The organism is Burkholderia sp. BKH01 (assembly GCF_025685725.1).
GTDB lineage: Bacteria > Pseudomonadota > Gammaproteobacteria > Burkholderiales > Burkholderiaceae > Burkholderia > Burkholderia pyrrocinia_C.
The window spans coordinates 212596-237795 of the sequence record NZ_JAOTQT010000001.1; the positions used below are offsets into that span (position 1 = coordinate 212596).

20 protein-coding genes are annotated in these 25200 nt (G+C 71.0%); 9 read left to right on the top strand and 11 right to left on the bottom strand.

Annotated features, from left to right (window positions below; genetic code table 11):
- The first annotated feature begins 115 nt into the window (after positions 1-115).
- A complete protein-coding gene (locus OEJ37_RS00990; RefSeq protein ID WP_047904178.1) occupies positions 116-790 on the top strand; it encodes an HAD family hydrolase in 675 nt (224 codons plus the stop codon).
- A gap of 206 nt (positions 791-996) precedes the next feature.
- Here OEJ37_RS00990 and OEJ37_RS00995 read toward each other — a convergent pair whose 3' ends face one another.
- Complete coding sequence (locus tag OEJ37_RS00995) at positions 997-1239, bottom strand: DUF6566 family protein (protein ID WP_174418570.1); 243 nt, start codon at positions 1237-1239, stop codon at positions 997-999.
- 319 nt (positions 1240-1558) lie between these two features.
- On the opposite strand from OEJ37_RS00995, the gene OEJ37_RS01000 reads away from it, so the two are divergent.
- Genes OEJ37_RS01000 through treY form a run of 7 tightly spaced genes read left to right on the top strand, consistent with a single transcriptional unit; the run spans position 1559 to position 19572 of the window.
- Positions 1559-4951, top strand: a complete 3393-nt coding sequence (locus OEJ37_RS01000) for a maltotransferase domain-containing protein (RefSeq protein ID WP_263342880.1) — start codon at positions 1559-1561, stop codon at positions 4949-4951.
- Entirely contained in the window at positions 4951-8370 is a 3420-nt protein-coding gene (gene treS, locus OEJ37_RS01005) for a maltose alpha-D-glucosyltransferase (protein ID WP_263343139.1), read from the top strand. The genes OEJ37_RS01000 and treS overlap by 1 nt, the downstream gene beginning before the upstream one ends.
- A complete protein-coding gene (gene glgB / locus OEJ37_RS01010) occupies positions 8367-10574 on the top strand; it encodes a 1,4-alpha-glucan branching protein GlgB (RefSeq protein ID WP_263342881.1) in 2208 nt (735 codons plus the stop codon). Before treS ends, glgB begins: the two co-directional genes overlap by 4 nt.
- Before the next feature lie 34 nt (positions 10575-10608).
- Positions 10609-12723 carry a glycogen debranching protein GlgX gene (glgX, locus tag OEJ37_RS01015; protein WP_263342882.1) on the top strand — a complete coding sequence of 705 codons (2115 nt, stop codon included), beginning with the start codon at positions 10609-10611 and terminating at the stop codon, positions 12721-12723.
- A gap of 8 nt (positions 12724-12731) precedes the next feature.
- Positions 12732-14597 carry a malto-oligosyltrehalose trehalohydrolase gene (treZ, locus tag OEJ37_RS01020; protein ID WP_263342883.1) on the top strand — a complete coding sequence of 622 codons (1866 nt, stop codon included), beginning with the start codon at positions 12732-12734 and terminating at the stop codon, positions 14595-14597.
- A complete protein-coding gene (gene malQ, locus OEJ37_RS01025; RefSeq protein ID WP_263342884.1) occupies positions 14594-16801 on the top strand; it encodes a 4-alpha-glucanotransferase in 2208 nt (735 codons plus the stop codon). Before treZ ends, malQ begins: the two co-directional genes overlap by 4 nt.
- Positions 16798-19572, top strand: a complete 2775-nt coding sequence (treY, locus tag OEJ37_RS01030; RefSeq protein WP_263342885.1) for a malto-oligosyltrehalose synthase — start codon at positions 16798-16800, stop codon at positions 19570-19572. Before malQ ends, treY begins: the two co-directional genes overlap by 4 nt.
- A gap of 87 nt (positions 19573-19659) precedes the next feature.
- Here the strand turns inward: treY and OEJ37_RS01035 are convergent, their stop codons facing one another.
- Positions 19660-19881 carry a hypothetical protein gene (locus OEJ37_RS01035; protein ID WP_174418569.1) on the bottom strand — a complete coding sequence of 74 codons (222 nt, stop codon included), beginning with the start codon at positions 19879-19881 and terminating at the stop codon, positions 19660-19662.
- A 140-nt stretch (positions 19882-20021) separates the two neighbouring features.
- Between OEJ37_RS01035 and OEJ37_RS01040 the strand changes: the two genes are divergently transcribed.
- Complete coding sequence (locus OEJ37_RS01040) at positions 20022-20204, top strand: hypothetical protein (protein WP_263342886.1); 183 nt, start codon at positions 20022-20024, stop codon at positions 20202-20204.
- A 16-nt stretch (positions 20205-20220) separates the two neighbouring features.
- Here the strand turns inward: OEJ37_RS01040 and OEJ37_RS01045 are convergent, their stop codons facing one another.
- The 9 genes from OEJ37_RS01045 to OEJ37_RS01085 all read right to left on the bottom strand — a co-directional run bounded on the left by OEJ37_RS01045 (position 20221) and on the right by OEJ37_RS01085 (position 25110).
- On the bottom strand, positions 20221-20463 hold the full coding sequence (locus OEJ37_RS01045; RefSeq protein WP_174418567.1) for a hypothetical protein: 243 nt from the start codon (positions 20461-20463) through the stop codon (positions 20221-20223).
- A gap of 248 nt (positions 20464-20711) precedes the next feature.
- A complete protein-coding gene (locus OEJ37_RS01050) occupies positions 20712-21053 on the bottom strand; it encodes a DUF1488 domain-containing protein (RefSeq protein ID WP_174418566.1) in 342 nt (113 codons plus the stop codon).
- A 4-nt stretch (positions 21054-21057) separates the two neighbouring features.
- Entirely contained in the window at positions 21058-21606 is a 549-nt protein-coding gene (locus OEJ37_RS01055; RefSeq protein ID WP_174418565.1) for a type 1 glutamine amidotransferase domain-containing protein, read from the bottom strand.
- A gap of 180 nt (positions 21607-21786) precedes the next feature.
- Positions 21787-22152, bottom strand: a complete 366-nt coding sequence (locus OEJ37_RS01060; RefSeq protein WP_175919670.1) for a hypothetical protein — start codon at positions 22150-22152, stop codon at positions 21787-21789.
- 270 nt (positions 22153-22422) lie between these two features.
- Entirely contained in the window at positions 22423-22809 is a 387-nt protein-coding gene (locus OEJ37_RS01065; RefSeq protein ID WP_263342888.1) for a DUF3022 domain-containing protein, read from the bottom strand.
- Complete coding sequence (locus OEJ37_RS01070; protein ID WP_152859985.1) at positions 22806-22967, bottom strand: DUF1328 domain-containing protein; 162 nt, start codon at positions 22965-22967, stop codon at positions 22806-22808. The genes OEJ37_RS01065 and OEJ37_RS01070 overlap by 4 nt, the downstream gene beginning before the upstream one ends.
- Before the next feature lie 46 nt (positions 22968-23013).
- Positions 23014-23202, bottom strand: a complete 189-nt coding sequence (locus tag OEJ37_RS01075) for a DUF3008 family protein (RefSeq protein ID WP_174418562.1) — start codon at positions 23200-23202, stop codon at positions 23014-23016.
- Between the two features lie 85 nt (positions 23203-23287).
- Complete coding sequence (locus OEJ37_RS01080; protein WP_263342889.1) at positions 23288-24727, bottom strand: RNA polymerase factor sigma-54; 1440 nt, start codon at positions 24725-24727, stop codon at positions 23288-23290.
- A 218-nt stretch (positions 24728-24945) separates the two neighbouring features.
- Complete coding sequence (locus OEJ37_RS01085) at positions 24946-25110, bottom strand: hypothetical protein (RefSeq protein WP_263342890.1); 165 nt, start codon at positions 25108-25110, stop codon at positions 24946-24948.
- Positions 25111-25200 lie beyond the last annotated feature (90 nt).

The following is a 25200-nucleotide window of genomic DNA, read 5'->3' on the forward strand; positions in this document are numbered from 1 at the left end:
CGGCACGGCATGTTGGGGCCACGGGACATCGCCATGACATGGCCGCGCGCCGATAATGTGTCGGCAGGATTTTCACGGGCGATTCGCTCGAACCCTATCGAGCCAGGAGGTTCACATGCGCATTGAAACGTCTTTTCTGTTCGATCTCGACGGCACGCTCGTCGACAGCGTCTATCAGCACGTGCTCGCGTGGAAGGAAGCGCTCGACGCCGAGGGCATCGAACTGTCGGTGTGGCGCATCCACCGCAAGATCGGGATGAGCGGCGGCCTGTTCCTGAATCAGCTGCTGCGCGAGACGGCGGGTGACATCGACGCCGAGCGCGTCGAACGGCTCGCCCGGCTGCATGCGGCCGCGTACCAGCGGCTGCGCGCGCAGGTTCGGCCGCTGCCGGGCGCGCGCGAGTTGCTTGCCGCGCTGTCGAGCGCGGGCATCCGCTGGGCGATCGCCACCAGCGGGCGGATGGAAACGGCCGCCATCAATCTCGAGGCGCTCGGCGTCGATCCGGCAAAGAACGTCGTCGTCACGCGCGACCAGGTGAAATATGCGAAACCGGACCCCGACCTGTTCCTGACCGCGGCCGCGCAGCTGAACGTGCCGATCGAACACACGGTGGTCGTCGGCGACAGCATCTGGGACATGCTCGCCGCCAGCCGCTGCCGCGCGCTCGGCGTCGGGCTGCTGTCGGGCGGCTACGGCAGCGACGAACTGGAACGCGCGGGCGCGCTGCGCGTGTATGACGATCCGGCGGATCTGCTGTGGCATCTGGATGAAATCGCCGCGCGGCCCTGAGACGTCCAGCTCTCCACAATCGCGTGCGCCGGATTCGCGTCGAGGTCGCCATGTCGCACTCGGGCTTGCACGAAAAGTGCACGTCGCGATCGCAGCGGCAGCCATGAATGGCGGGTGCGCGTAACGTGCGACGCGCCGCCGGCCCGAGGCCGGCGGGCGTCAAAGCTGTCAAGAAACGCAACACCGGCGCGCGAGCGCGATGCCGGTCAGTCGTCGTCGATGCGCTTGTCGATCAGATAACGGCCGCGCTCGACGCCCGCGCGCAATGCTTCGTTCTCGGTCAGCCATTCGGCGCCGGCGGGCGCCGGCTCGACCAGCTCGATGCGCGCGCCGCCGACATACACCTGCACCTCGTCGCGCCACGCGCCGCTGTCGTTGCGCCATGCCCACACGCGAATCTCGTGGCCGCGATACGGATCGAGAATCTGTGCGTCCTGTCGATGTTGCACGGTGGCCTCCTTTGCCTGTCGGCGGTGACGATGCAGCACATGCACGCCGCGTGGCCGCCGCGCGCCCCGGCGGGCCCATGCGCACGCGCCGTTCCCGGTGCCGGCCGGCACCGGCCGCGTACCCGCCGCGTACACGTCGGGCAGTTCGACGCCGCGCAGTGCACGTTTCCGCGTCCGACCGTTCCTCGATCATGTAAAAACGACAGTCCCCGAGCACCACCTTCCCGCGCGCGCCCTGCCGCACGGGACTCCGCACGGCAGGCACACGCGTTGCGGCAACCCGGCGTCACCGACCGCCGCCGCCCGCACGCCCAGCGCCATGGACTCCACGCCGACCTTCGCTCCGCACATCTATTTTTGCGACGCCCGCCTCGTCGGGCCGCTCGACGCGTGGGGGCAGACCTTCGCGCATATCGCGGGAATGGGTTTCGATCACGTGCTGGTCGGTGGATTCTGGGCCGCGAGCGTCGCCGGTTTCCCGCGCCACGTGGCCGATTTCCATCGCCCGGCCCACACGTTCGCGACGCGCGCGAGCGCGCTCGAAACGTTCTCGCGGCTCGCGCAGCTCGCGCACGGCCACGGGCTGCGCATGCTGCTCGAAGTCGTGCCGGACCGCATCGCGCGCGAGAACCCGCTGCGCGCCGCGCATCCTGAATGGTACGTCGAGCGCACGCACGACGATGCGCTGATCGACCCGCGCGGTACCGCGCACGTGCTGGATGTCGTGCACGCGAACCTCGGCGACGACGCGGCGCGCGCCGCGCTGTCGGCGTGGTGGTGCGCGCACCTCGCCGCCTTTGCGGACGCGGGCGCGGCCGGCTTCCTGGTCGACGCGCCGCATCATCTGCCGGCCAACTGGTGGCCCGGCTGGCGCGCGGCGCTGCGCCGCACGCGCCCGGACGCCGCGGTGCTCGCCGGCGTGCCCGGCCATGCGCGCGACGCGCTCGCGCAGCTCGAAGCGGCCGGGTTCGATGCGGTGTTCTCATCGGTGCGCTGGTGGGACCTGCGCGCACCGTGGTTCGCCGACGAACACCGGCTGCTGCGGCGCATCGGCTCGCCGATCGCGTTTCCCGATGCGTTCGACGGCCCGCGCCTCGCCGACGACTGGCCCGACGCACCGGACGACGCCGTCGCACGCGCGTATCGCCGCGCACTGTGGACGGCCGCGGCCGTCGGCACCGGCTGGCTCGCGCCGATGGGCTTCGAGCGCGGCGTCGCACTGCCGCTGATGTCGCGCGACGCGGATGCCGATCGCTACCGCACCGCGTTCGAGCGCGCGCGCTTCGACCTGTCGGGCGCGATCGCCGAAGCGAACGCGTGGCGCCGCGCGACGCCCGTGGCAGCCGCGCGCGGCGAAATCGCGCAGTTGAGCGCGCCCGACGCAACCGCGACGGTGCTGCTGCGCGGCAGCGGGCCCTCGCTCGAACATGACGAAGCGGCACTGCTGATCGCGTTGAATCCCGATCTCGACACGGCTGCGACCGTCGATCCCGCCGCGATCCTGCCCGGTGTGCCCGGCAGTTTCACGCGCGTCGTGACGCAGGACGGCGCGCCAACCCACCCGCCTGCCGCGCTCGAAGCCTTCACGCTCGCGCCCGGTGCGCACGCGCTGCTGGATGCCCGGCGCGCCCCGCCCGTCACGACACGCCCCGACGCCGCGCGCGAACGCACGGTGCTGTCGGCCGCGCTCGCGGCCGACCGGATCGCGATCGAGCGCGTCGAGCCGTCGGTCGACGGCGGCCGCTTCGCGGTCAAGCGCGTGATCGGCGAACCGCTCGTCGTGCATGCATCGATCTTCTCCGACGGGCACGCGCATCTCGCGGCCGCGCTCCAGTGGCGCGCGGAAGGCGACGACGACTGGCGCGAAGTGCCGTTCGAAGCCGAGCCGAACGACCGCTGGCACGCGTGCATCATGCTCGACCGGCTCGGCCGCCACACATTTCGCGTGATCGCGTGGCGCGACGACTGGGCGTCGCTCGCCGACGACATCGCGAAAAAACACGCGGCCGGCCAGGACGTGACGCTTGAACTTCGCGAAGCCCAGCTGCTGCTCGCGACCGCACTCAAGCTCGCCGATCCGGCCGATGCGCGCGCGGTTCCGCACATGGAGCGCCTCGTCGCCGGGTTCCGGGACGCGCCGCCCGCCGAGCGGCTCGCGCTGCTCGGCGCGCCGCCGCTGGCCGACGCGTTCGCCGCGCTGCGCTACCGCCCGTTCGTCACGCATGACGAAACCATCTATCCGGTCGACGTCGAGCGCCGCGCGGCGCGCTTCTCGAGCTGGTACGAGATGTTCCCGCGCTCGGCGAGCGACGATCCGCATCGGCACGGCACGTTCGACGACGTGATCGCGCACTTGCCGCGCATTCGCGACATGGGTTTCGACGTGCTGTATTTCCCGCCGATCCACCCGATCGGCACCGCCGCGCGCAAGGGCCGCAACAACAGCCTGAAAGCCGGCCCCGACGATGTCGGCAGCCCGTACGCGATCGGCTCGCCCGACGGCGGCCACACGGCCGTGCACCCGCAGCTCGGCACGCTCGAATCGTTCCGCGCGCTGGTCGAGGCCGCGCGCGTTCACGGGCTCGAGATCGCGCTGGATTTCGCGATCCAGTGCTCGCCCGACCACCCGTGGCTCGCCGCGCATCCGGGCTGGTTCGCGTGGCGGCCCGACGGCTCGCTGCGCTTCGCGGAAAACCCGCCGAAGCGCTACCAGGACATCGTGAACCCCGATTTCTATGCGCCGGACGCACAGCCCGGCCTGTGGCTCGCGCTGCGCGACGCCGTGCTGTTCTGGGTCGACGCGGGCGTGCGGATCTTCCGCGTCGACAACCCGCACACGAAGCCGCTGCCGTTCTGGGCGTGGATGATCGACGACGTGCGCGGCCGGCATCCGGACGTCGTGTTCCTGTCCGAAGCGTTTACGCGGCCGGCGATGATGTACCGGCTCGCGAAGGTCGGCTTCTCGCAGTCCTACACGTACTTCACCTGGCGCGAGACGAAGCGCGAGTTCATCGACTACCTGACCGAGCTGACGACCGGGCCCGCGCGCGACTTCTTCCGGCCGAATTTCTTCGTCAACACGCCCGACATCAACCCGCGCCACCTGCAGAACGCGCCGCACACGCAGTTCGTGATCCGCGCGGCGCTCGCGGCGACGCTGGCCGGTTCATGGGGCATGTACTCGGGTTTCGAGCTCGGCGAATCGGCGCCGCTGCCGGACAGCGAGGAATACGCGAACGCGGAGAAGTACGAGCTGCGCGCGCGCGACTGGAGCCGCGCCGCGCACATCGGCGCCGAAGTCGCGCGGCTGAACCGCGCACGGCGCGACCACGCGGCGCTGCAGACGCATCTCGGCCTGACCTTCGCCGACGCGGACAACGACGCCGTGCTCGTGTTCGTCAAGGCGACGCCGGCGTTCGACAGCGTCGTCGCCGTCGCGATCAGCCTCGACCCGTGGCATCCGCAGGCCGCGAACTTCACGCTCGACGCAGCGCTGTGGCGCGGCTTCGGGCTCGCCGACGGCGAACCGCTCGACGCGCTCGAACTGGACGCCGCGCACGCGCAGACGTGGCGCGGCCATCGCCAGTACGTGTCGCTCGATCCGCACGTGCGGCCGTATGCGATCTGGCGGCTCGCGCCGTCACCGGGCGCCGCGCGGGCGGCCGCGCCCGGACCCGACGACGCCCGACGACCTTCGGGAGCCCACGGATGATGAAACGCGAAGATTCCCTCGACGACGTGCGCCGCGCGCAGTTCCCGTCGCTCGCGCCGGCCGGCACGCCGCGCCGGCGCCGCGCGCGCCGCCGCGCGCCCGCGCTCTGCGCGGACGATCCGCTGTGGTACAAGGACGCGATCATCTACCAGGTGCACGTGAAGTCGTTCTACGACTCGAACAACGACGGCATCGGCGATTTCCCCGGCCTGATCGCGAAGCTCGACTACATCGCCGAACTCGGCGTCGACACGATCTGGCTGCTGCCGTTCTACCCGTCGCCGCGCCGCGACGACGGCTACGACATCGCCGACTACCGCGACGTGCATCCCGACTACGGCACGCTCGCCGACGTGCGGCGCTTCATCCGCGAAGCGCATGCGCGCGGCATCCGCGTGATCACCGAGCTGGTGATCAACCATACCTCGGACCAGCATCCGTGGTTCCAGCGCGCGCGGCGCGCGAAGCCGGGCTCGATGCACCGCGACTACTACGTGTGGTCAGACACCGACACGAAATACGCGGGCACGCGGATCATCTTCCTCGATACCGAAACATCGAACTGGACGCACGACCCGATCGCCGGCCAGTACTACTGGCACCGCTTCTATTCGCACCAGCCGGACCTGAACTTCGACAACCCGGCCGTCGTGCGCGAGGTGATCCAGGTGATGCGCTTCTGGCTCGATCTCGGCATCGACGGGCTGCGGCTCGACGCAGTGCCCTATCTCGTCGAGCGCGAAGGCACGAACAACGAGAACCTGCCGGAAACGCACGCGATCCTGAAACGGATCCGCGCGACGATCGACGCCGAGTACCCGAACCGGATGCTGCTCGCGGAAGCGAACCAGTGGCCGGAAGACGTGCAGGAATACTTCGGCGACGAGAACGAATGCCATATGGCGTTCCACTTCCCGCTGATGCCGCGCATCTACATGTCGATCGCGAGCGAGGACCGCTTCCCGATCGTCGACATCATGCGGCAGACGCCCGCGCTCGCGCCGAGCAACCAGTGGGCCGTGTTCCTGCGCAACCACGACGAACTCACGCTCGAGATGGTGACCGATTCGGAGCGCGACCTGCTGTGGCAGACCTATGCGAGCGACCGGCGCGCGCGACTGAACCTCGGCATCCGGCGCCGGCTCGCGCCGCTGATGGAACGCGACCGGCGCCGCATCGAGCTGATCAATTCGCTGCTGCTGTCGATGCCCGGCACGCCCGTGATCTACTACGGCGACGAGCTCGGGATGGGCGACAACATCCACCTCGGCGACCGCGACGGCGTGCGCACGCCGATGCAGTGGTCGTCGGATCGCAACGGCGGCTTCTCGCGCGCCGACCCCGAACTGCTCGTGCTGCCGCCGGTGATGGGCTCGCTGTACGGCTATGACGCGATCAACGTCGAGGCGCAGACGCGCGACCCGCATTCGCTGCTGAACTGGACGCGCCGCATCCTGTCGACGCGCCGCGCGACGCAGGCGTTCGGGCGCGGCACGATCCGTTTCCTGCGCCCGGAGAACCGCAAGGTGCTCGCGTACCTGCGCGAGCTGGACGGCAGCGATCCGGTGCTGTGCGTCGCGAACCTGTCGCGCGCGTCGCAGGCGGTCGAGCTCGACCTGTCGGAATTCGCGGGCCGCGTGCCGATCGAGATGACGTCGGATTCGCCGTTTCCGCCGATCGGCCAGCTCCCGTATCTCCTCACCTTTCCGCCGTATGGGTTCCTGTGGTTCGAGCTGTCCGGGCACGGCCGCGAGCCGTCGTGGCGGCAGCCGCATGCGGAGCCGCTGCCCGAATACGTGACGCTCGTGATGCGGCGCGGCGACGCGCGGCCGGACGTCGGGCAGCTGCACGCGCTCGCGCACGACGCGCTCGCGTCGTGGCTCGCGCGGCGGCGCTGGTTCGCGTCGAAGGATCGCGCGATCGGCGATGCATGGCTGAACGTCGTCACGCCGGTGCCGGGCGAAGCGTTCCAGTATGCGGAGGCGTGGGTCAGCGCCAGCGACGGCGGCGTCGAACGCTATATCGTGCCGCTCGCGGCGGCCTGGGGCGGCGAGACGTCCCAGCCGCTGTTCGCGCAGCTCGCGCTCGCGCGCGTGCGGCGCGGCCATACGGTCGGCTACCTGACCGATGCGTTCGCACTGCCGTCGTTCGCGCGCGGGATGCTGCGCAAGCTGCGCGACGGCGCGACGGTGCCGACCTCCGACGGCGGCCGGCTCGCGTTCCTGCCGGAGAGCGCGCTCGCCGCGCTCGATCCCGGCGACGACGCCGAAGTGCGCTGGCTCGCGGCCGAGCAAAGCAACAGCTCGCTCGTGATCGGCGACGCGATCGTGCTGAAACTGGTGCGCAAGGTCGCGCACGGCGTGCATCCGGAAGCGGAAATGAGCCGGCACCTGACGCGCATCGGCTACCCGAACACCGCGCCGCTCGCGGGCGAGGTCGTGCACGTCGATCCGGACGGCACGCCGCACACGGTCGCGATCCTGCAGCGCTACGTCGACAACCAGGGCGACGCGTGGACGCGTTCGTTCGACTTCCTGCGGCGCGCGGTCGACGAGCTCGCGCTGCCGGCCGCCGACGAAGACGAAGCGGCGGAAGAGGACGAGGAACCCGAGGCGCTGCTCGGTTATGCGGCGTTCGCGGGCATCGTCGGCACGCGGCTCGGCCAGTTGCATGTCGCGCTTGCGCAGCCGTCCGACGATCCCGCGTTCGCGCCGGAACGCGCGACACCCGATCACGTCGGCGGCTGGTGCGTGGACGCGATCGCGTCGTTCGAGCGCGCGCTCGACGTGTTGCGCACGCGGCTCGATGCACTCGATGCGCTCGATCCCGCGATGCGCGCATCGGCCGACGCGCTGCTCGCGTCGCGCGACGCCGCCGTGCGCGCGCTCGGGGAACTCGTGCCGCGCACGCTCGACGCGCAATGCACGCGGATCCACGGCGATTTCCACCTCGGCCAGGTGCTCGACGTGCAGGGCGACGCGCTGCTGATCGACTTCGAAGGCGAACCGGCGCGACCGCTCGAACGGCGCCGCGCGAAATCGCATCCGCTGCGCGACGTGGCCGGCTTCCTGCGCTCGCTGTCGTATGTGAGCGCGACCGCGCAATTCGCGATCGAAAAAGCGCCGCCGCAGGCGGCCGGCCGCAAGCGCGCGCTGTTCGACCGCTTCGGGCAGGCCGCCGCCGACCGCTTCGTCGAATGCTATCGCGCGGCCACCGCGCTCGCGCCCGCACGCTTCGTCGACCCGCGTTATGCCGATCGCCTGCTCGCGCTGTTCCTGATCGACAAGGCGTCGTACGAGCTGTGCTACGAGGCCGCGAACCGGCCCGACTGGCTGAGCGTGCCGGTCGGCGGGCTCGCGGCGCTCGTCGAGCGCCTGCTCGACGACGGCAGCGCGCCCGAACCCGGAGGAACGCGATGACCGACACGCTGTTCGAACAGGCCGACATCGACGCGCTGCTCGCCGGCCGTCATCCCGATCCGTTCGCGTGTCTCGGCCCGCACGGGCAGGCCGACCGGATCGTCGTGCGCGCGTTGCTGCCCGGCGCCGAGCGCGTGCGCGCGCTGTCGCCGGACGGCGGCGAACTCGGCGCGCTCGCGTGCGTCGACCGCGCCGGCTGCTTCGCCGGCACGATCGCGCACGACGGCGCGATTCCCCGTTACCGGCTCGCGATCGACTGGCCGAACGCGCGGCAGGTAACCGACGACGCGTATGCGTTCGGCACGCTGCTCGACGACGCGGCCCTCGCGCGCTTCGCGGCCGGCGATCCGGCCGCCGTGCTCGACTGCCTGGGTGCGACGCCCGCGCGCATCGACGCCATCGACGGCGTGCGCTTCGCGGTATGGGCGCCGAACGCGCAGCGTGTGTCGGTGGTCGGCGATTTCAACGGATGGGACGGCCGCCGTCATCCGATGCGGCTGAGGCGGCCGTCGGGCGTGTGGGAGCTGTTCGTGCCGGGCATCGGCGCGGGCGAGCGCTACAAGTACGAGCTGCGCGCGGCCGACGGGCGCGTGCTGCCGCACAAGGCCGATCCGTGCGCGCGCGCGACGGAAGCGCCGCCGCGCACGGCGTCCGTCGTCGCCGATGTCGCGGCGCTCGACGCGTTCGCGTGGCACGACGACACCTGGATACATGCGCGGCCGCGCGCCGACCGCTATCGCGTGCCGTGGTCGATCTACGAGGTGCATGCGGAATCGTGGCAGCGCGTGCCCGAGGAGATGGACCGCAGCGCGACGTGGGACGAGCTTGCCGAGCGGCTGATTCCGTACGTGCACGGAATGGGCTTCACGCACGTCGAGTTCATGCCGATCGCCGAATACCCATTCGGCGGCTCGTGGGGCTACCAGCCGCTCGCGCAGTTCGCGCCGTCCGCGCGCTTCGGGCCGGTCGACGGTTTCGCGCGGTTCGTCGACCGCGCGCATGCGGCCGGCATCGGCGTGATCGTCGACTGGGTGCCCGCGCACTTCCCCGACGATCCGCACGGCCTCGCGCAGTTCGACGGCACCGCGCTGTACGAGCATGCCGATCCGCGCGAAGGGCTGCATCCCGACTGGCACACGTGCGTGTTCAACGTCGGGCGCACCGAGGTCGGCGCGTTCCTCGTCGCGTCGGCGCTCGCGTGGGCGCGCCGCTATCACGTCGACGGCATTCGCGTCGACGCGGTCGCGTCGATGCTGTACCGCGACTATTCGCGCAACGAAGGCGAATGGGTGCCGAACGTGCACGGCGGGCGCGAGAACCTCGAATCGGTCGCGTTCCTGCGCATGCTGAACGACACGCTGCACGGTGCGGCCGCGCCGCCCGGCGTCGTCACCGTCGCGGAGGAATCGACCGCGTGGCCCGGCGTCACCGCGCCGACCGGCGACGGCGGGCTCGGCTTCGACTTCAAGTGGAACATGGGGTGGATGCACGACACGCTCGCGTATCTGCGCGAGGACCCCATCCACCGCCGCTATCACCACGACCGGATGACGTTCGGGCTCATCTACGCGTTCTCCGAGCGCTTCGTGCTGCCGCTGTCGCACGACGAGGTCGTGCACGGCAAGGGCTCGCTCGTCGCGAAGATGCCGGGCGACGCATGGCAGCGGCTCGCGACGCTGCGCGCGTACTTCGGCTTCATGTGGGCGCACCCCGGCAAGAAGCTGCTGTTCATGGGCAGCGAGTTCGCGCAATGGGCCGAATTCGCGCACGACTCGACGCCGCACTGGGACCTGCTCGACGCGCCCGCGCATCGCGGCGTGCAGCGGCTCGTGCGCGACCTGAACCGCACGTATGCGGCCGAACCCGCGCTGCATGCGCTCGACTGCCACGCGGCCGGCTTCGCCTGGCTGATCGGCGACGACCGCGACAACAGCGTGTTCGCGTTTGCGCGCCGCGACGATGCGGGGCACCTGGTGGTCGCCGTCTGCAACTTCACGCCGGTGCCGCGCACCGGCTACCGCGTCGGGCTGCCGGCGCCCGGCCACTGGCGCGAACGGATGAACACCGATGCCGCATCGTACGGCGGCACCAATGCCGGCAACGATGGCGCCGTATGGGCCGAGGCCGTGCCCGCGCACGGCGAGGCGTGGTCGGCAGCGCTGAACCTGCCGCCGCTCGCCACGCTGTGGCTGAGCCCTGCCTGATTCCCCGCCCCTTCGACACGGAGATCTTCGCCCCATGCCGAGTGCCCTGCCCGCTCGCCTCGAATCCGGCCGCCGCTATCCGCTCGGCGCGACCTGGGACGGCCTCGGGACCAACTTCGCGGTGTTTTCCGCGCACGCGCAGCGCATCCAGCTGTGCGTGTTCGATCCGACCGGCCGCAGGGAACTCGCGCGCCTCGACCTGCCCGAATGCACCGACGAGGTGTGGCACGGCTACCTGCCCAACGCGCATCCGGGCACCGTGTACGGGTTGCGCGCGGACGGCCCGTACCAGCCGCAGCACGGCCATCGCTTCAATCCGACCAAGCTGCTGCTCGACCCGTACGCGCGCAAGCTGGTCGGCCACTTCCGCTGGTCGGACGCGCTGTTCGGCTATCGCGTGCATTCGAACCGCGCAGACCTGTCGATGGACCGGCGCGACTCGGCGCCCGCGATGCCGAAATGCGTGGTGGTCGACGAGGCGTTCGACTGGAGCAACGACCGGCGCCCGCGCGTGCCGTGGCGCAGCACGGTGATCTACGAGACGCACGTGCGCGGCGCGTCGATGCGCCGCGCCGGGCTGCGCGCGCCCGAACGCGGCACGTTCTCGGCGTTGGCGCATCCTGCGTTCATCGATCACCTGCTGTCGATCGGCGTGACGACGGTCGAGCTGCTGCCCGTCCACGCGTTCCTGCAGCAGCGCGAACTCGTGAAACGCGGACTGCGCAATTACTGGGGCTACGACACGGCCGCGTTCTTCGCGCCGGAACCCGCGTATCTCGCGACGCGGCGGCTCGACGAGATGCGCATCGCGATCCGCCAGCTGCATGCGGCCGGCATCGAGGTCGTGCTCGACGTCGTCTACAACCATACTTGCGAAGGCAACGAGCTCGGCCCGACGCTGTCGTGGCGCGGCCTCGACAACGCGAGCTACTACCGGCTCGTGCCGGGCGACCATCGCTTTCATGTCGACGAGACGGGCTGCGGCAACACGCTGAACCTGTCGCACCCGCGCGTCGTGCAGATGGTGATGGATTCGCTGCGCTACTGGGCCACCGCGTTCAACGTCGACGGTTTCCGCTTCGATCTCGGCGTGACGCTCGGCCGCGAGGATCACGGCTTCGATCCCGGCGCGGGATTCTTCGACGCGCTGCGGCAGGACCCGGTACTCGCGCAGCGCAAGCTGATCACCGAGCCGTGGGATCTCGGCCCCGGCGGCTACCAGCTCGGCCGCCACCCGCCGGGCTTCGCCGAATGGAACGACCGCTTTCGCGACACCGTGCGGCGCTTCTGGCGCGGCGACGCGGGCCAGCGACCGGAACTCGCCGCACGGCTCGCGGGGTCGGCCGACCTGTTCAACCACCAGCGGCGCCATACGTGGGCATCGGTCAATTTCGTCACCGCGCACGACGGTTTCACGCTCGCCGATCTCGTGTCGTATGCGGACAAGCACAACGACGCGAACGGCGAGGACAACCGCGACGGCCGCGACGACAACTGCAGCGCGAACTGGGGCGCCGAAGGGCCGAGCGACGACGCGGCGATCCGCGACGTACGCGCGCGCGTCGCGCGCTCGATGCTCGCGACGCTGTTCACCGCGCTCGGCACGCCGATGCTCGTCGCCGGCGACGAGTTCGGCCGCACGCAGCGCGGCAACAACAACGCGTACTGCCAGGACAACGAGCTGTCGTGGCTCGACTGGGACCTGGCGCGCGGCGACGAAGCCGTGAAGCTGATGCGTTTCGTGTCGCGGCTCGCCGCGCTGCGGCGCATGTACCCGCTGATGTCGGCGCCGCGCTATCCGTCGGGCGATCACGACGGCGCGCCGGGCATGGCCGAGATCGACTGGTTCGACGAACGCGGCGACGCGCTGACCGTGCCCGCGTGGCACGACCGCGAGCGCCGCGCGCTGACGATGCGGCGCGTCGGCGCGGGCCGCACCGGGCGCACCGAGTCGCTGCTCGTGATGCTGAACGCGTCGTCCGAAACGATCACGTTCGCGCCGCCCGCGCCCGTGCTCGACTACCGCGTGCTGGTCGACACGGCCTCGCCGGACGCCGGCCCGCGCGCGTGGCCGGCCGACGGCCTCGACGTCGCCGCGCATGCGGCCGCGGTCGCCGTCGCGGCCGTGCCGCCCGACCCGCCTTCGTGAGAACCGCAATGACGTCACGTTCCGCTCATCCGCCCGGCACGCATGCGTTCGCGTCGTCGTTCGGCGCGACCTGCATCGACGCGGGCCGCACGCGCTTCCGGCTGTGGGCGCCCGCGAGCCGCACCGCGGCCGTCGAGCTGCACGGCGGGCCATCCGTCGCGATGACGGCGGCCGGCGACGGCTGGTTCGACGCAGTCGCGCCGTGCGGCCCCGGCACGCTGTATCGCTACGTGCTCGACGGCGATCTCGCCGTGCCCGATCCCGCGTCGCGCTTCCAGCCGCACGACGTGCACGGCCCGAGCCAGGTCGTCGATCCGGCCGCCTATCGCTGGCGTCACGACGCGTGGCGCGGCCGCCCGTGGCACGAGACGGTGCTGTACGAACTGCACGTCGGCGCATGCGGCGGCTACGCGAGCGTCGAGCGGCGCCTGCCGGCCATCGCCGCGCTCGGCGTGACGGCGATCGAACTGATGCCCGTCAATGCGTTCCCGGGCACGCGCAACTGGGGTTACGACGGCGTGCTGCCGTTCGCGCCCGATGCGTCGTACGGGCGGCCCGACGAACTGAAGGCGCTCGTCGACGCCGCGCACGGGCTCGGGCTGCAGATGTTCCTCGACGTCGTCTACAACCACTTCGGCCCCGACGGCAACCTGCTGCCGCGCTACGCGCCCGCGTTCTTCCGCGCGGACCGGCAAACGGCATGGGGGCCCGCGATCGACTTCGCGCATGCGCAGACGAGCGCGTTCTTCATCGACAACGCGCTCTACTGGCTCGACGAATACCGTTTCGACGGGCTGCGCATCGACGCCGCGCATGCGATCGACGACGATGCGTGGCTGCGCGAGCTCGCGCGCCGCGTGCGCGCGCATGCGGGCGACACACGCCACGTGCATCTCGTGCTCGAGAACGAACGCAATGCGGCGAGCCTGCTCGGGCCCGGCCGCTTCGACGCGCAATGGAACGACGATTTCCACAACAGCGCGCACGTGCTGCTGACCGGCGAGCGCGACGGCTATTACCGCGCGTATGCCGACGCGCCGCTGCGCCACTTCGCGCGCACGCTCGGCGAAGGCTTCGCGTACCAGGGCGAGCCGTCGCCGCTGCATGACGGCGCCGCGCGCGGCGAGCCGAGCGCGCACCTGCCGCCGACCGCGTTCGTCACGTTCCTGCAGAACCACGACCAGATCGGCAACCGCGCGTTCGGCGAACGGCTGCGCACGCTCGCGAACGACGACGCGCTGCGCGCGGCCACCGCGCTGATGCTGCTCATGCCGCAGATTCCGCTGCTGTTCATGGGCGAGGAGGACGGCAGCACGCAGCCGTTCCAGTTCTTCACCGACTATCGCGGCGCGCTCGCCGACGCCGTGCGCGAAGGCCGGCGCCGCGAATTCGCGGCATTTCCCGCATTCGCCGATCCCGCGCATCGCGACGCGATTCCCGATCCGAACGACATCGCGACGTTCGTGCGTTCGTTGTCGAAACACCCGGCCGACGACGCATGGCCCGACGCCGACGCATGGCGGCGCTTCTACCGCAGCGCGCTGGCCGTGCGCGCGGCGCTCGTGACGCCGCACTTGGCCGGCGCGCGCGCGCTCGGCGTCGACCTGCTCGCGGGCGACGGCGAACCGCAGGCGCTCGCCGCACGCTGGCGTCTCGGCAACGGCAGCACGCTGACGATCGCGCTGAACCTCGGCTCGCACGACGCGGTGCTGCCCGCGCTGCCGGTCGGCAAGATCGTGTTCGAGACGCCGCCGCGCGCGCGCGACCGGCTGCGGGACCTGCGCCTGCCGCCACGTGCGTGCATCGCATGGCGCGACGGCGCGGTCAACCGCGATGCGCTGAATCACCGCGCGAACGGGCGGGGCCGATCATGACGACCGACGTCTCGATCGCGGCACTCGCCCGTTCGGCCGGACTGGAAACCGACTGGACCGACGCGGGCGGCGTCGCGCGGCGGGTGGGCGACGATGCGCTCGCCGCGCTCGTCGACGCGCTCGGCTGGCCGTGCGGCACCGCGGTCCAACGCGTCGACAGCGCGGCAGCGCTCGCCGATGCGAACGCGGCGCCACCGCGTTTCGTCACCGGCGATGCCGACCTGCCGCTGACGCTGCCGCATACGATCGCGCTGCCGGGCGCACACTTCCGGGTCGCGCTCGAAACGGGCGGCTACGTCGACGGGCGCGTGGCCGGTGCGGGCGAGCATGGCACGCTGCCGCCGCTCGCGATGCCCGGCTATCACGCGCTCGACATCGGCGAGCAGCGCATCGGGCTCGCGATCGCGCCGCCGCGCGCGCGCCCGTTCGGCGCATTCGCGCGCGCGCCCGACGCAGGCCGCCGCTGGGGCGTCGCAGCCCAGCTCTATAGCCTGCGCCGCACCGGCGACGACGGCGCGGGCGACTACACTGCGCTCGCGCGGCTCGCCGCGCACGCGGCGCGACACGGCGCGCAGGCGGTGGCGATCAGCCCGACGCACGCCGGCTATCCCGCACTGCCCGCGCACGACAGCCCGTATTCGCCGTCGTCGCGACGCTGGCACAACGTCGCGTATCTCGACTGCGACGCGGTGCCGGGCGCCGAGGCTGCACATCACGGGCCCGATGCAGCGGCCGACATGCCGCTGATCGACTGGCCGCGCGTGCTGCCGCCGAAGCTGCGCCGCCTGCGCGCATGCTTCGACGCATGGCGTGCCGACGGCGCGCCATCGCGCGACGCGTACCAGCGCTTTCGCGCGGCCGGCGGCGCGGCGCTCGACGCGCATGCGCGCTTCGACACGCTGCAGGCGTTCTGCATCGAACACGGGATCGGTGCGGACTGGCGGCAATGGCCGGCGCCGTGGCGCATGCCGTCATCGGCCGAAGTCGATGCGTTCGCGCACGCGCATGCCGACACAGTCGCATTCCACACGTTCCTGCAATGGTGCGCATCGCGCGCGCTCGGCGACGCGCAGCATGCGGCGCGCGGCGCGGGCATGGCGACCGGGCTGATCGCCGATCTCGCGGTCGGCTCCGACCGTGCGGGCAGCGACGCATGGGCGCACGGCGCGACGCTGCTGCGCGGCGTGTCGCTCGGCGCGCCGCCCGACCTGTTCAATGCAGCCGGCCAGGCGTGGGGCGTCACGACATGGACGCCCGCCGCGCTGCGCGCCGACTGTTTCGCGCCGTTCATCGCGTTGTTGCGCGCGGCGTTCGCGCATGCGGGCGGCATCCGCATCGATCATGTGCTCGGCTTCGCGCGGATGTGGATCGTGCCGGACGGCGGCACGCCGCGCGACGGTGCCTACCTGCGCTATCCGGTCGACGATCTCGTGCGGCTCGTCGCGCTCGAGGCGGCACGCCATCGCGCGATCGCGATCGGCGAGGATCTCGGCACGGTGCCGGGCGGTTTTCGCGAACGGCTTGGCGCGCAGGGGATCGCGGGGATGCGCGTGCTGTGGTTCGAGCGTGCTGCGAACGGCGCGTTCCGGCCGCCGTCCGCGTGGGATCGCGATGCGCTCGCGATGACGTCGACGCACGATTTGCCGACCGTGGCCGGCTGGTGGCGCGGGGTCGATCTGGGGTGGCGGCGGGTGGCGGCCGACAGCCGGAAGCAGCAAAACGGCGCGGCCGAAAGCACGCCGAGCGATGCGAGTGCACCAGGGCCGGACGAAATCGTGCAAGGCGCCGACGGCGGGCATGACACCGCACCCCGCACCGAAGCAGACCGCGCCACGCCCCCGCCTGCGTCCGATCCCGACCTGATCGCCGCCCAGGCGGAACGCGCAACCGAACGCGCGGCGCTGTGGCACGCATTGCAGCACGCGGGTTGCGCGCCCGCCAACAGCGCCGTCCCGCCGGCCGGCGCGCCACCCGTGAGCGCGATACTCGCGTATGTCGCATTGAGCCCGTCGCCGCTCGCGATCCTGCCGCTCGAGGATCTTCTCGGGCTGGACGAGCAGCCGAACCTGCCGGGGCCGCCCTGCGGCCATCCGAACTGGCTGCGGCGCCTGCCGCGCGCCGTCGACACACTGTTCGACGACGACGCGCGCAAGCGCATCGCGGCTGTCGTGCACGCGCGCCGCTCGCGGGAGCGCGACCCATGACGCCGCGCGCGACGCTGCGGCTGCAGCTGCATGCGGGCTTCACGTTCGACGATGCGGCCACGCACGCCGACTACTTCGCGCGCGTCGGCGTGAGCCACCTGTACCTGTCGCCGGTCTCGACGGCCGAGCCCGGTTCGCTGCATGGCTACGACACCGTCGACTACGCGTCGGTCAGCGCCGAACTCGGCGGCGAAGCCGGCCTGGTCCGGCTCGTCGGCGCGCTGCGCGCGCATGGCATCGGCGTGATCGTCGACATCGTGCCGAACCACATGGGCGTCGGCGGCTCGTCGAACGGCTGGTGGAACGACGTGCTCGAATGGGGGCCGGCGAGCCCGTACGCACGCTGCTTCGACATCGACTGGCATCCGCCCGACGCCGCGCTCGACGGCAAGGTGCTGCTGCCCTGCCTCGGCACGCCGTACGGCGACGCGCTCGCGGCCGGCGACATCGCGCTCGGCGCCGATCCGTCGACCGGCCGCTTCTTCGTTGCGTGCCCGGGGCGGCAGCTGCCCGTGGCCGCCGCCACCTACGCGGACATCCTGCGCATCGCGAACCGCTCGGACCTGAACACGCTCGCCGAACGCTTCGGCGCCGCGCCGGCGCACGGCAGCGCCCGGCTGGCCGCCGCGCATGCGGCGTTGCGCGATTACGCGGCCGCGCACGGCCCGCATGCGTTCGACGCCGTGCTGCGCGGCGCCGATCCGCGCAGCCCACGCTCGCGCGCGTGGCTGCACCGACTGCTCGAACGCCAGCACTACCGGCTCGCGTGGTGGCGCACGGCCGCGGACGAACTGAACTGGCGGCGCTTCTTCGACATCGCAACGCTCGCGGGCATCCGCATCGACGACGATGCGGTGTTCGACGCCGTCCACGCGCTGCCGTTGCGCCTTTACGCGGCCGGGACCATCGACGGCGTGCGCGTCGATCACGTCGACGGGCTCGCCGATCCGCGCGCGTACTGCCGGCGGCTGCATGCGCAACTCGCGGCGCTGCGCGACGAGCGGCCGTACGTTGTCGTTGAAAAAATCCTGGCGCCCGGCGAGGCGCTGCGCGACGACTGGGCCGTCGACGGCACGACCGGCTACGACTTCATGAACGACGTCGGCGCGCTGCTGCACGACCCGGCCGGCGCCGCGCCGCTGGCCGCCCACTGGGCCGCGGTGTCGGGTTCGTCGCGCACGTTCGAGCAGGAGGCGCTCGACGGCAAGCGGCGCGTGCTGATGCGCCAGCTCGCCGCCGAGCATGCGCGCGTCGCACGGACGCTGCACGGCATTGCACGCGCGTCGCCCGCGACGCGCGACGTCAGTCTGGTCGCGATTCAGCGCGTGCTGGGCGAACTCGCGGTACGGCTGCCCGTGTACCGGATGTATCCGGTGCAGGAAGATGCGCCCGCCGACACCGACCGCCGGGTGCTCACGCAGGCGTACGAACGGGCATGCGCGGCGATCGATCCGGCCGACCGCTACGCGCTCGACCATGTTGCCGCGTGGCTCGGGCTGCCGGTCGTACGCGTGCCGCGCGCGGACGCCGCCGCGCTGCATGCGGCCCGCGTCGCGTTCGCGCAGCTCACCGCGCCGCTCGCCGCGAAGGGTGTCGAGGATACGGCCTGCTATCGCTACGGTCGGCTGCTGTCGCGCAACGAGGTCGGCGCCGACGCGAGCGACTTCGGCCTGTCGCGCGGCGCGTTCCATGCGCGCAACCGGCGCCGTGCTCGAATCGCGCCGCATGCGCTGGTCGCGACGGCCACGCACGACCACAAGCGCGGCGAGGACGCACGCGCGCGGCTCGCGGTGCTCAGCGAGATGCCCGACGCATGGCGTGCGGCATCGCTCGATTGGTCCGCGCTCAACCGACCCCATCGCGGCGGCGCGCATCGCGACCTGGCGTGGGCGCCGGGGCCGGCCGCCGAGGCGATGCTGTACCAGACGCTCGTCGGCTGCTGGCCGCCGTCGCTGGCGCCCGACGACGCGGCGGGGCTCGCGGCGCTCGCCGAACGCGTGGTGCGCTGGCAGACGAAGGCGCTGCGCGAAGCGAAGCGGCATACGGACTGGCATGCACCGGAGACGGACTACGAGCGCGCATGCGAAGCGTTCGTCCGCGCGATCCTGACGCCGCGCGGCGCCGGCGATTTCGCGCACCGGCTGCATGGGTTCGTTGCGCGGATCGCGCCGGCCGGCATCGTCAACAGCCTGACGCAGACGGCCCTGCGGATCGCGTCCCCCGGCGTGCCCGATCTGTATCAAGGTACCGAGCGATGGGATCATTCGCTCGTCGATCCGGACAACCGGCACGACGTGCCGTTCGCGGCGCTGGCGGCCGAGCGCGTCGACGGGCCGGTCGAATCGTACCTGCCGACCTGGCCGGATGCGCGCGTGAAACGGGCGCTGGTCGAACGGATGCTCGCGCTGCGCGCGCGCTGGCCGACGACGTTCGCCGACGGTGCGTATGTGCCGCTGCGCGTGCGCGGCACGCTCGGGCGTCACGCGGTTGCGTTCGCGCGGTGCGATGATGCGGCGACCGTGGTGGTCGTTGCAACGCGGCTTGCGTGCCGGCTGCTCGGCGACATGCCCCGGTTGCCGCGCGTGGAGCCCGCGTTATGGGGCGATACGGCGGTCGTGTTGCCGCGTGGCGTCAAAGGGCCCTGGACGGACTGGCTGAATGCGCGGGACGCGCGGCACGGAATCGACGCAGCGGACGGCAGGCTGGCGCTCGATCGCTGCCTTGCGGCGTTGCCCGTTGCCGTGCTCGTCGCGACGCGCGCGGCGAACTGAGCCGATTCGACCCCGGCCTGCGCACCCTGCATCGGCCGACCGCAACCGGTGGCTTGTCGGAAGCGGGCGCGGGCGCGGCCGACGACATCACGACCACTCGTCCGGCGGCATCGTCCCGCCGTCGTCCTCCCACAGCGGCGCGTCCGGGGTATCGCCATGGCCCGCGGTCACGACCCCTTTCGCATTGCGATCCTTCGACCGGCGCGTCTCGCCGGGCAGCGCACGAATCCGCGCACGCGCCGGCGCCACCGTGCGCTGCCCGCCGCCCCGCCGCTCGTCGGCCGATGCCGTGCCTTTCGTCTGCCGCATATTCGAAACCGCATTCCTCCTTTCTCTCCTGCGTCACTGAAAAACTGAAAACCGGTGAACAGGCCGCCGCAATATCGATTCCGCCCCCGGGCAAGCTTCCTGCTGCAGGTTCATACCGAGTCCAGCCGCAGGAGCCGACGATGCCGACCGAACCCCACACGCCGCCCTCCGCGCGCCGCCGGCTCGGCGAACGGCTGACCCGCGAGGAAGAGCACGTGGCCGCGTTCCGCGAAAAGATCGCTGCAGACGCGCGCGCACAGGCCGGCGAACAATTGCGCACACCCGTCGTGCCGGTCAACGCGTCCGTCGCGATCGCACCGTGAGCAGCGCGCCCGCGCGTCATGCGTCGGTGCCGTCCGGCTCGGTACCGTCCGGCTCGCTCCTGTCGTGCCGCTGCACGCACTGCAGCACCGACATGCCGTCGGCCGTCAGCGTGGGCCGGCGCTCGCCCGACGCGTCGTCGCCCTGCATCACGATCAGGTTCTGTTCGACCAGCGCGGCGACGTCCTCGCGATCGATCTGGATCTGTTCCGGTGCGCGATACACCAGGAACAGCGCGGCAAGTTCATGGGCGGTCAGCATGCTCGTTCCCCGTTGACGGCTTCACGCGATGCGACCACGGCGTCGCATCGGCATGCGGCGCGACACGCGCGCCGGCGACTGTCGATGCGTGCACGGACCATGCCAATACGCGCGAAGCAGCGATCGTCCGCACCGCGTGCGTGCGGCGCGATATGGCACCGCGCGGCGCCCGGCCGCCCGTGCAAAGTTTTCAACGATATGTAATGCCGGACGCGAGCCGGCCGAACGCGTCGGCCACGGCGCTTCGATCAGGAGCGCCGCGAACGGGACATGCCGGCCTTCACGCTGCCCGCCGCCGCACGGCCGTGCGCGCGAAAATAGCCGCTGTGCAGTACCACGCCGCCCTTGCCGTCCGCCAGCACATCCGCGCAGGCGGCCTCGATCCGCGCGCGGCCGCGCTCGAACGCGTCGAGCAGATCGGCTTCCAGCACCGAGGGCGCGCCGAAATGATCCTCGAGCGCCTCGGCCGTGATCGCGCAGTGTTCCGGTTGACCGTCGACGTCGACGGTGAAGCACAGTTGCAGCGCCGCGCCGTCGAACTCGGGCGGCGCATCGGCCAGCGTGACGTGGCGGGGGGAATCGGCCGGCATCGGATCACACGCTCCGCGACGCGAGGCTTTCGACCAGCGCGCCGCTGAATGCCGGCAGGTCGGCGGGCTTGCGGCTCGTGATCAGGTTGCCGTCGCGCACGACTTCCTCGTCGACCCACTTGCCGCCCGCATGGCGGATGTCGTCCTGCAGGCTCGGCCAGCTCGTCATCGTGCGCCCTTCCACGAGCCCGGACGACACGAGCAGCCAGCCGCCGTGACAGATCGCGGCGATCGGCTTGCCGGCGCCGACGGCCGCCGTCACGAACTCGCGCGCGGCCGGGATCATCCGGATCGCGTCGCCGTTGACGACGCCGCCCGGCAGCACGACCGCGTCGTAGTCGCCCTCGCGTGCGTCGTCGAACGTGCGGTCGACCTTCACACGCTTGCCCTTGTCGACGTGCGTGAACCCCTGGATTTCGCCGCGTTTCTGCGAAATCACGTCGACCTGCGCGCCTTCGGCCGCCAGCGCACGTTGCGGTTCGACAAGCTCGGCTTCCTCGAAGCCGTCGACCGCGAGGATCGCTACCTTGCAATGGTCCAGTCTGCCGCTCATGGAGACCTCCGTGGATGCCGCGGCACCCTTTATGCCGTCCCGGTCACGGAGCAATCTCCGTGCCGCGTGCGGCCGGACGACGGCAACGGCGACGGAAGAGACCGGCCGAAACCGGCCCGTGCCGCTTCGCCGCGCACGGGCTGAAAAGATTTCAACGGCGTGTAACCCGACCCGGCACGATTACTGCAGGCGGATCGCCGCATCGAGCATCGCGTCGGTCAGTTCGACCGTCAGTGTCAGATCGTCGTCGTCGTCGGGAACCCGGTCGAGCATGTCCTGCACGGCCTCGTGCAGCATCGCGTGCACGCGCATCCGGGCGCCGTCGTCGAGGCCCGCATAGCGTTCCATCGTGTCGCAGTCGAGCACCAGCACGACCGAATGCCGCCCCGTATCGGGTGGCGCATCGGCCTCCATCGACCACGCCGCATGAAACGTGACCGTGCCTGTCTCGACGTCGAGACGGACCGTCGTATCGAGATCGCCGGCGTCGACCATGTCGGCGTCCGTCGCGTCGTCTTCCAGACTGATCCGGGAGTTCGATCGCATGATGTCCTCCTGCGTGGTGGCCGCGCGCGCTTGCTTCAAACGGCGCCGGCCATTCGGTTCGAATGCGGATGTCACGAGGTTTTCGTGCTGAAACTGCGCGAGGCCCTCGGCCGCAAGCCGTGACGGCGGCCGGCCACCGCCGCATCGACCCGCCCCGATCGCTCGCGTGCACGAAACACCGTGGTACCTGATCGTCGGCGCGGTGCCGATGGGGATGGACATCGCGCGAGCGGCCACCGCACGCCGCGCCGGCGGCGGTCGGCCCCGGCGTCAGGGCGCGCGCAACGCCGCATCGAGTTCGGTATCCGTAATATCGAGCGCCACGTTGCATTCGATCGCGTCGTCCTCGACGCGCGGCTTGCGTTCGTCCACCGCGCGTCGCGCGCTGTCGCACAGATACGTGCGCACGCGAAGCCGGCCGTCCTCGTCGAGCCACGCATATCGCTCGACCACGTGCGGATCGAATCGCAGGTCGACCGCGCAACGCCATTCGCGCGCGCTTTCGTCGGCCGGCACGCGCACCCACGACACCTGGATCGTCAAGCGCCCGGATGCGTCGTCCGCATGCACGACGATGGTCGACTCCGACGGAAAGCCGTTCGCGAGCGCGTGCTCGAGTTCCGCGACGCGCTGCGAGCGGTCGGGTGCGTTGCTCATCGTCGCACGACGCCCAGCAGCAGCGTGACCAGGAAGATCACGACGAAGATGTAGAACAGGATCTTCGCGATCTCGGCCGCGCCGGCCGCGATGCCGCCGAAGCCGAGCACGGCCGCGACGAGCGCGATGATGAAGAAAATGACGGCATATCGAAGCATGGAGCCCTCCTGGATGACAGCGGTCGCGAACACACGTCGTCGTCGATCACGCATCGTGCTTGTGCCTGGGTTTGCCGCGCACCGGCGTGGAAGCCATTCTCTCGAGTTCCTTCTCGCTCATCGACCTGGCCATCGACTTCGCCGGCGGCTTGAGATCCTTCATCTTCGTGTCGCCGCGCTTGGCCGACAGCGCGGCCCCGGCGGCACGTTGCTGGGCCTGGGATTTTGCTGGCATGGTTGCGCTCCTCTCGTTGGCGCGCGCAATACGATGCCATGTCGACGCGACAGGCGGCACGCGCGCGGTTGGGTCGCCCGAGCCGTCACGCGGCGTCGCGTCGCCGCAGGTCGGCCGGCGGGATCTTCATCGCCTGGCGATACTTCGTCACCGTGCGGCGCGCAAGAAGAATGCCGCGCCCCGCGAGGTTCTGCGCGAGCGTGACGTCGGACAGCGGATCGGTGTGACGCTCGGCCGCGATCATGTCGCGGATCAGCACCTTGGCGGCCGACGCCGAGCACACGCCCTTGCCCGCCGCCTCGAGCTTGCGCGGGAAGAAGTGCTTGAACTCGAACGTGCCGTGCGGCGTGGCCATGTACTTGTTGCCCGTCGCACGCGACACGGTCGATTCGTGCAGGTCGAGCTCTTCCGCGATGTCGCGCAGCACGAGCGGCTTCATCGCGATTTCGCCGTAGCGGAAGAAATCGCGCTGCCGCGCGACGATGCATTCGCCGACGCGCTGGATCGTCTCGAAACGCTTCTGCACGTTGCGGATCAGCCAGCGCGCTTCCTGCAACTGCTGGCCGAGCGGCGAATCGCGCTCGCCGCTCGACTGCGCGAACAGCGTCGCATAACGCTCGTGCAGGCGCGCGCGCGGCAGCACGGCCGGGTTGATCGTCACGATCCATTCGTCGCGCACCTGGCGCACGATCACGTCGGGCACCACGTAGTCGCCGCGCGTGCTGCCGTAGTGATTGCCGGGGCGCGGATCGAGCCCGCGCACGAGCGCGCACGCCGCATGCAGCGTCTGCGGGTTGCAGCCGATGCGCCGCTGGATCTCGGCCGTCTCGCGGCGCGCGAGCCGTTCGAGATGCTCGCGCGCGATCGCCTTCGCTTCCGCGAGCGCCGGCGTGCCGGCCGGGATCGCGTCGAGCTGCAGCACGAGGCATTCGGACAGCGAGCGCGCGGCGATGCCCGGGCGGTCGAGCATCTGCACGAGCCGCACCGCGACCGCGAGATCCTGTTGCGACAGCAGCAAAGCCGGATCGGCCGCGACCAGCAGTTCGGGCAGCTCCTGACGCAAGTAGCCGTCGTCGTCGAGCGCGTCGATCACGATGCGCGCGGCTTCGCGATCGCGTTTGTTCAGCGGGTAGAGCCGCAGCGCGTCGTGTAGTTGCTGATGCAGCGACGGCTCGGCGGCCATCCATTCGCCGGGCGACAGGCCGTCGGCGTCGTCGCCCTGGCGGCCCGTACCGCGCGGCGCGGGCGCGGCCGTATACGACACCTCGCCGTCCGGCGGGCGCACGTCGTCGGGTTCAGGCGCCGCTTCGGGCGCGGCGGCTTCGGCCGCCTGCTCGGGCGTTCCGGCAGCGGTTTCGTCTTCGCCTTCGCCCTGGCCGTCCTCGAGAAACGGATTCATGTCGAGCGCCTGCCGCAATTCCTGTTGAAACTCGAGCGAGGACAACTGCAGCAGCCGCAGCGACTGCTGAAGCCTCGGCGTAAGTGCGAGATGCTGCCGCATCTGCAGCGCAAGCGAGACGGACATCGAAAGCCTCCTGACGGTTCGGTTCGCGGAATTTCGTCGACAGGGTTCATGCAGCTTTCGTGCCAATCCGTCCACGCACGTCGTACCGGGGCTTTCGCGGGTTCGTGCCCCATCACTCAACGTGACGGGGCCGCTTTTTTACAAGCCGGCGGCAAGTTTGGGGCACGCATTTCGCGCGTCAAGAAGTGTGCCCGATCGCGCGCATCGTTACCGCTTCGTTACCGCTTCGCATCGATGCGATCGACAGCCGGGTGATCGAGAAATACCATCGTCAGCTCCCGCAGGTCGCGCAGCAGCCACGCGACCATGTCGCGCTCCTGCCGCAGGATCCGCTCGCAGCACGCGACGGATTTCATCTTCGCGATCACGTTCCTTCGCTGCATCACGAATGCGGCGCATGCCGCGCGGTGCGATGCTCGGCGCGCATGCCGTGCGACACGCGACGCGTCAGGTCAGTACTGCATCGGCGGCGG

Excerpts from the sequence above, each read along its gene's own strand:
- OEJ37_RS00990 (WP_047904178.1), top strand. The coding sequence starts at position 116 with ATGCGCATTGAAACGTCTTTTCTGTTCGATCTCGACGGCACGCTCGTC.
- OEJ37_RS01000 (WP_263342880.1), top strand. The coding sequence starts at position 1,559 with ATGGACTCCACGCCGACCTTCGCTCCGCACATCTATTTTTGCGACGCC.
- treS (WP_263343139.1), top strand. The coding sequence starts at position 4,951 with ATGAAACGCGAAGATTCCCTCGACGACGTGCGCCGCGCGCAGTTCCCG.
- glgB (WP_263342881.1), top strand. The coding sequence starts at position 8,367 with ATGACCGACACGCTGTTCGAACAGGCCGACATCGACGCGCTGCTCGCC.
- glgX (WP_263342882.1), top strand. The coding sequence starts at position 10,609 with ATGCCGAGTGCCCTGCCCGCTCGCCTCGAATCCGGCCGCCGCTATCCG.
- treZ (WP_263342883.1), top strand. The coding sequence starts at position 12,732 with ATGACGTCACGTTCCGCTCATCCGCCCGGCACGCATGCGTTCGCGTCG.
- malQ (WP_263342884.1), top strand. The coding sequence starts at position 14,594 with ATGACGACCGACGTCTCGATCGCGGCACTCGCCCGTTCGGCCGGACTG.
- treY (WP_263342885.1), top strand. The coding sequence starts at position 16,798 with ATGACGCCGCGCGCGACGCTGCGGCTGCAGCTGCATGCGGGCTTCACG.
- OEJ37_RS01035 (WP_174418569.1), bottom strand. The coding sequence starts at position 19,881 with ATGCGGCAGACGAAAGGCACGGCATCGGCCGACGAGCGGCGGGGCGGC.
- OEJ37_RS01040 (WP_263342886.1), top strand. The coding sequence starts at position 20,022 with ATGCCGACCGAACCCCACACGCCGCCCTCCGCGCGCCGCCGGCTCGGC.
- OEJ37_RS01045 (WP_174418567.1), bottom strand. The coding sequence starts at position 20,463 with ATGCTGACCGCCCATGAACTTGCCGCGCTGTTCCTGGTGTATCGCGCA.
- OEJ37_RS01050 (WP_174418566.1), bottom strand. The coding sequence starts at position 21,053 with ATGCCGGCCGATTCCCCCCGCCACGTCACGCTGGCCGATGCGCCGCCC.
- OEJ37_RS01055 (WP_174418565.1), bottom strand. The coding sequence starts at position 21,606 with ATGAGCGGCAGACTGGACCATTGCAAGGTAGCGATCCTCGCGGTCGAC.
- OEJ37_RS01060 (WP_175919670.1), bottom strand. The coding sequence starts at position 22,152 with ATGCGATCGAACTCCCGGATCAGTCTGGAAGACGACGCGACGGACGCC.
- OEJ37_RS01065 (WP_263342888.1), bottom strand. The coding sequence starts at position 22,809 with ATGAGCAACGCACCCGACCGCTCGCAGCGCGTCGCGGAACTCGAGCAC.
- OEJ37_RS01070 (WP_152859985.1), bottom strand. The coding sequence starts at position 22,967 with ATGCTTCGATATGCCGTCATTTTCTTCATCATCGCGCTCGTCGCGGCC.
- OEJ37_RS01075 (WP_174418562.1), bottom strand. The coding sequence starts at position 23,202 with ATGCCAGCAAAATCCCAGGCCCAGCAACGTGCCGCCGGGGCCGCGCTG.
- OEJ37_RS01080 (WP_263342889.1), bottom strand. The coding sequence starts at position 24,727 with ATGTCCGTCTCGCTTGCGCTGCAGATGCGGCAGCATCTCGCACTTACG.
- OEJ37_RS01085 (WP_263342890.1), bottom strand. The coding sequence starts at position 25,110 with ATGCAGCGAAGGAACGTGATCGCGAAGATGAAATCCGTCGCGTGCTGC.